At 40.9% G+C, this 279-nt stretch carries 1 protein-coding gene; it reads right to left on the bottom strand.

Annotated features, from left to right (window positions below; all coding sequences use genetic code 11):
• A partial coding sequence (locus RMT89_RS42650; RefSeq protein WP_315889136.1) for an oligogalacturonate lyase family protein occupies window positions 1–260 on the bottom strand: 260 nt, incomplete at its 3' end.
• Between the last annotated feature and the right edge of the window lie 19 nt (window positions 261–279).

Consider the following 279-nt stretch of genomic DNA (forward strand, 5'->3'; position numbering starts at 1 on the left):
TGTTTCGCTAACTTGGCATACGTTTTCTCTTTGGTATTGAGAATATACAAGAAAGGGTCGTTTTCAATATCATATCTCTGGGCATCTGCAACATCGACGGGCGCATCACAGCCATCACCAACCATTAATGATCCATCAAAATTACTCATTAGATGTGAACAGGGGGGCATGACCATGATTGCTTCATTTTCTAATGTTTCTGGATTTGCTTTATAGATAACGCGCTCAGTTTGACCTTTAAAATAAGAGACATAAGCCATTGCGCTACCATCCGGGATC

The organism is Streptomyces sp. P17, assembly GCF_032436805.1.
In the GTDB taxonomy this organism is placed as follows: domain Bacteria; phylum Actinomycetota; class Actinomycetes; order Streptomycetales; family Streptomycetaceae; genus Streptomyces.